The 5,258-nt window shown below is 61.8% G+C and carries 5 protein-coding genes; 2 read left to right on the top strand and 3 right to left on the bottom strand.

What is annotated here, in order from left to right:
• Positions 1–1,451: 3'-5' exonuclease (locus tag AAFP05_RS08270; RefSeq protein WP_341729383.1), on the top strand; the 1,451-nt coding region annotated here is incomplete at its 5' end.
• Positions 1,448–2,311 carry an NAD(+) diphosphatase gene (gene nudC / locus AAFP05_RS08275; protein WP_341729384.1) on the top strand — a complete coding sequence of 288 codons (864 nt, stop codon included), beginning with the start codon at positions 1,448–1,450 and terminating at the stop codon, positions 2,309–2,311. The genes AAFP05_RS08270 and nudC, both read left to right, overlap by 4 nt.
• Before the next feature lie 5 nt (positions 2,312–2,316).
• Here nudC and AAFP05_RS08280 read toward each other — a convergent pair whose 3' ends face one another.
• From AAFP05_RS08280 to AAFP05_RS08290, 3 genes are all read right to left on the bottom strand, one after another.
• Positions 2,317–3,081, bottom strand: a complete 765-nt coding sequence (locus AAFP05_RS08280; RefSeq protein WP_341729385.1) for an ABC transporter ATP-binding protein — start codon at positions 3,079–3,081, stop codon at positions 2,317–2,319.
• Complete coding sequence (locus AAFP05_RS08285; RefSeq protein WP_341729386.1) at positions 3,082–4,146, bottom strand: iron ABC transporter permease; 1,065 nt, start codon at positions 4,144–4,146, stop codon at positions 3,082–3,084.
• A 171-nt stretch (positions 4,147–4,317) separates the two neighbouring features.
• The coding region (locus AAFP05_RS08290; protein ID WP_341729387.1) for an ABC transporter substrate-binding protein at positions 4,318–5,258 on the bottom strand (941 nt) is incomplete at its 5' end.

Below are 5,258 nucleotides of genomic sequence, written 5' to 3' on the forward strand. Positions count from 1 at the left end.
GTGGCATAGCGCTGGAGCTGAGTTGTGATGTCGATCTGCTCGCGTCGGGACGCGGCCGGCAGCTGGAACGATTCGCCGACGCTGTCGGGGAGTATGTCGACATCGACGGGGATGGCGCGCTCAGTGGCCTGCTCGCGTGGTTCGAGGCCGAACGAGACGAAGGCCAGGGCCTCGACCGGGCGGTTCCGAGCAGCGACGAATCGGTCAAGCTACTCACGGTGCACCGCTCGAAAGGCTTGGAATGGGATCTTGTTTTCCTACCCGGACTATGCAAGGCCGCATTCCCCAGCACGCAATCCACCGATAACTGGACGACCCAGGCCGGTGTCATGCCGGCGGCATTGCGCGGCGACGCGAAGTGGGTTCCGCAGCTGGATGAGGTGAGCACTCCAGAACTCAACAAGGGCTTCAAAGCGGCACTGGCGGCCGCGCAGCGGCAGGCCGAGGACAGGCTCATCTATGTCGGGGTGACCCGCGCGCGCACGCAGTTGGTGGCCAGCTGCCACTACTGGTTTCCGGGCCGCAAGACCGTCAAGGCGCCCTCGGACTACTTCCGGACACTCCGCCAGGCGCCGGGCACCCGGGTCGACGTCGAAGCCGCAGCCTCCGAGACGAATCCGCTACTCGGAGTCGAATTGCATCAGCGCTGGCCGGTGCCGATCGACGAGGCCAAGCTAGTGGCCCTCAGCGACGCGGCCCGGCAGATTCAGCGAGCCGGGACCGCCGATCAGCTACCGCTGGTGGCGTCCGACGCCGATGCGCGGCGGCAGGGGGAGAGCTGGCATGCGCTTGCCGAGATGCTGATCTCAGCCGAACGCAGGCGGCGGCGACCACGCAGCGAGGTCGTACTGCCCGCGTCGATCTCCGCGTCCGCGTTGATGATGGCCAACCGGGATCAGACCGCCTTCGCCCGGCAGGTGTTGCGTCCGATGCCGCGGCCGATCAGTCAGCGCACCACCATCGGCACCCGCTTCCACGAATGGTTGGAGATGCGCTTCGGCATGACCGGGTTCCTCGATGACGACTTCGACGCCGAACCCTCGGATGAGCCTTCGGGGGCTGCCGACCAGCTCTTCCGCAACCTCACCGAAGCGTTCGAGCGCGGCAGCTATGCAGGGCGGACGCCGCTGCGCATTGAGGAACCGTTCATCTTGACCATCGGCCACCAGCAGGTGCGCGGCAGGATGGACGCGGTTTTCGCGGCGCCGGAAGATGGCGCACATGACTACCAGATCGTCGACTGGAAGACGTCGAACGTTCCGGCCGACCCGTTGCAGTTGTCGATCTATCGGATGGCCTGGGCGCACAGCATGCAGATACCGGTGGATCGGGTGGACGCGGTCTTCTACCACGTTCTCACCGATCACATCGAACGGCCCGGACTGCTGGATGAACGCTCGATGATCACCTTGCTGGCCGGGCTCACCGCACACGATAACCTCGGAGCATGAGCCTCACCCGTTTCAATCTGCCGCCCTGGGATGGTCGGGCATTGCTGGACCGCGATGCTGAGGAACGGGATCCGGACCTCATCCGCAACGCGTGGGCCGAGGCCGATGCCCGGTTGCTTCAGGTCGACTTAGACTCCAGATTCACGATCGAACCGTTCGGAGTGCCGACCACCGGTGAACTCAGCGACGACATCGCGTTTCTCGGCCGGGTCCACGGGGCGTCATGGTTCGCGCAGCGGGTTGAGCAGATCGACGGGATCACGATCCGGGACGGCCGGCTGAGCGATCTGCAATATCAGGTGGTCAGCGCCGCATTGGCGGTGCTCAACTGGCACAAGAACACTCGCTTCTGCCCGCGCTGCGGCGGGCAGTTGCGCTATATCAACGGTGGTTTCGCGGCCGTCTGCGTGATCTGCGGCCGGGAGCATTTTCCGCGCACCGACCCGGCGATCATCGTTGCGGTCCTCGATCAAGACGACCGCATCTTCTTGGCCCATCAATCTGTCTGGGCCGTCAATAGGGTGTCGATCCTGGCGGGATTCATCGAAGCGGGCGAGAGCGCCGAGAATGCGCTGCACCGCGAGGTCGCTGAAGAGGCGAAGCTCAAGATCGACGCCTGCCGTTTCCTCGGTTCGCAACCGTGGCCGTTCTCGCGCTCGCTGATGCTGGCCTACGTCGCGCGCAGCCATTCGTCCGGTCAGGTCGACCAGGTCGAGCTGGAGTGGGGACACTGGTACAGCCGTGCCGATGTCGACCAGGCGGTGAGTGCCGGCAGGCTGAATCTGCCGGGACCGGGGTCGATTGCCGCGCAGGTCATCGAGGCCTGGCGCGAAGGAACTCTGCCGGCACCTGAGGACTGACCCGATCAGATCCCGGTGAATACGATGCTGATCCGGCCGGTGACCGGGTCTTCGTGGATCGCGGTGGTCACTCGGAATACCTCGCGCAGGAGTTCTTGGGTCAGCACATCCTTCGGGGTCCCGAAGGCAACGATCCGTCCCGCCTGAATGACGTAGAGCTTGGTGCAATATGCAGCGGCGAGATTGAGATCGTGCATAGCCGCGAAAACCCCGATATCGAGGCCTTGCACGATATCGAGCAGACTGATCTGGTAGTGGATGTCGAGATGATTGGTTGGCTCATCCAGGATCAATGCCGCCGGCTGAGTGGTCAGCGCCCTGGCTATCAGTACCCGCTGCCTTTCACCGCCCGAGAGAGTGTTGAATTTGCGCTCGGCGAGGTCGTCCATGCCGACCTGTCTTAGGGTGGAATGCACGATCTCGAAGTCGGCGCCATAGTCTGGTTCGAGAGCCTTCTTGTGGGGCGCCCGTCCCATCATGACCACTTCTTGCACGCTGAAATCGAAGCTGAAATGATTCGCCTGGGTCATCACGCCCAGCGTCCGCGCCGACTCTTTCAAACTCAGCCCGGCAAGGGGCGTCTCATCGAAGAAGATCTGGCCGGCGCGTGGCTGAAGCACCCGGTAAATGGCCTTCAGAAGAGTGGACTTACCGCTGCCGTTGGGCCCGATGATGCCGACGAATTCACCGGGCCCGATATTTGCATTTACGCCGTGAACGATAGCGGTCTTCTCGATGGATACATCGAGGTCGCGAATCTTGATCTCCATCTATTCGCTCCCGAAACCGTAACTCTTGGTCAGCATGAGATAGATGAAGAATGGTCCGCCGATCATCCCCGTGACGATGCCGATGGGAAGTTCGCTGGCGGGCATCACAATGCGCGACACAACGTCGCACCAAACGAGGAAGATCGCACCACCGAGTACCGAGAGCGGGAGCACCCGCTTGTGATCGGCCCCGACCATCATCCGCACCACGTGGGGGATGATGAGGCCGACGAATCCGATGGTGCCTGCTGCCGAGACAACGGCGCCGGTGACCAGCGCGGAGGCCACCAGGTAGATCTTGCGGCGCCGCACCACATTCACCCCGAGCGCGGTCGCTGACTCCTCGCCGATCAACAGCAGATTGAGCGTGCGGTACTGAGTCAAGAAGAAGACCAGTATCACCGCGACTGTCACGGTCGGCACGATGAGCAGGCTCCATGATGCGCTGGTCAGACTGCCCATCGTCCAGAAGGTGACCGAGCGGATGCCCTCGGCGTCCTTCGCCATGTAGATGATGAAATTGGTGAAGGCAGCGCACATTGCGCTGATTGCCATGCCCGCAAGCAGGAGCTTGATCGTATTGCCGCCGCCGGTGCCCGAGAACGCAATGGCGAAGACGAAGAATGAGGTCAGCACAGCGCCCATGAACGAGCCGAATGCCACACCATACTGTCCGAAGAAGCTGAAGCTGCCGAGCAGGATACCCATCGTGGCACCAAGGGACGCGCCTGACGAGATGCCCAGGATGTAGGGATTTGCCAGCGGGTTGCGGACGATCGCCTGCATCGCCACACCCGACAGCGCCAATCCGGCGCCGATGATCACAGACATCAGCGCCCGCGGGAACCTGATATTCCAGATGATGTCGTCATTGCCGCCGGCCGCAACTCCGGACAGATCTCTGGGAGCCACGCCGAAGATGTGCTTGACGACGGTGGAGATCGCCTCACCGGCGGTGATGTGCACCGGGCCGAAGATCACCGAAGTGATCATCGAAACCGCCAATATGACCGTCATTGCCACGACGAGCGGGATGAGCGGGAAGCGTTTTCGCTTTGGCGACATCGGGCCGGCAGAAGCTGCGGCCGGTAGGCCTGATTCGAGTTTCGGGTGCTGTATCACTGACGTATTCCTGCGAGTCCTTGGACGGCCTGTGGTGTCTATTCGTGGAACAGGTGGACGCGCCGGAAGATACCACCATCTCCCGGCGGGCCCATGAGCCTGCGACCGGGGCGATTATCCCTGGTTCATCATCTGAGTCATCATCGCGGAAAGCTCGTCGATTGCGTCGATGGTTCGCATCGATCCGCAGTAGAACGCCGCGTGCTCCACGACCATGAACCGGTTGTTCTTCACGGCCTCGAGGTTTTGCAACTGGGGATTCTGCTTGATCATTTCGATGGTCTTGTCTGCCGGGTTGGTCAGCTGGTTGACGACCAGAATGATGTCCGGATTCTTGTCGATCAGCACCTCAATGCTCTGCTTCGAGCCGCCGCCCTCATCCAACGAGGTCCCGCCGGCGAGATTGATGATGTCGGCAGTGAGGTCGGTGAGAGAACGCCCGGTGAACTCGTTTTCGTACATGAACTGCAGCGTCAGTACCCCGGGACGGTCCGCATCGGGGATATCTGCGGTCGCGGCCTTGTCTGCATCGAGACGCGCCTGAATATCGGCGATCATCTCGTCTGCACGGTCTTCGACATCGAAAATCTGGCCGAGCTTTTCGATGTCGTCGATAATCCACGACACCTTGCGGTCACCCAGGCCTGGCACGGTGTTGTTGAAGATATAGGTGTGGATTCCGCGGTCGTGCCATTCGTTCACGCTGCCGAGTGAGCCGTCTTGGAACGAACTGCCCCAGCCGACAATGATGTCGGGATCGTACGAGAGCATGACCTCTTTGATCGGATAGTTGCCGTCGGGATTCACCTCGTACGTGGGGATCTTCGAGATGATGTCGGCATAGGGTTCATAGACCGGGCTCTGCGCATGCCCCGTCGCGACGATCTTGTCTTGCAGGCCGAGCCCGATGAGGATCTCGGTGACAGGCTGCGAATACACCAGGATTCGCTCGGGTGCCTTGTCGTAGGTCTCTTCGACCACGGCCCCCTTATTGGATTCGATGTATCCGTCGTAGTTCTGAATGGTTACCGGGTAGTGGCCGGTGGACTGTGTGG

This window comes from Brooklawnia sp. (assembly GCF_032229645.1).
Classification (GTDB): domain Bacteria; phylum Actinomycetota; class Actinomycetes; order Propionibacteriales; family Propionibacteriaceae; genus Brooklawnia.

Excerpts from the sequence above, each read along its gene's own strand:
- nudC (WP_341729384.1), top strand. The coding sequence starts at position 1,448 with ATGAGCCTCACCCGTTTCAATCTGCCGCCCTGGGATGGTCGGGCATTG.
- AAFP05_RS08280 (WP_341729385.1), bottom strand. The coding sequence starts at position 3,081 with ATGGAGATCAAGATTCGCGACCTCGATGTATCCATCGAGAAGACCGCT.
- AAFP05_RS08285 (WP_341729386.1), bottom strand. The coding sequence starts at position 4,146 with ATGTCGCCAAAGCGAAAACGCTTCCCGCTCATCCCGCTCGTCGTGGCA.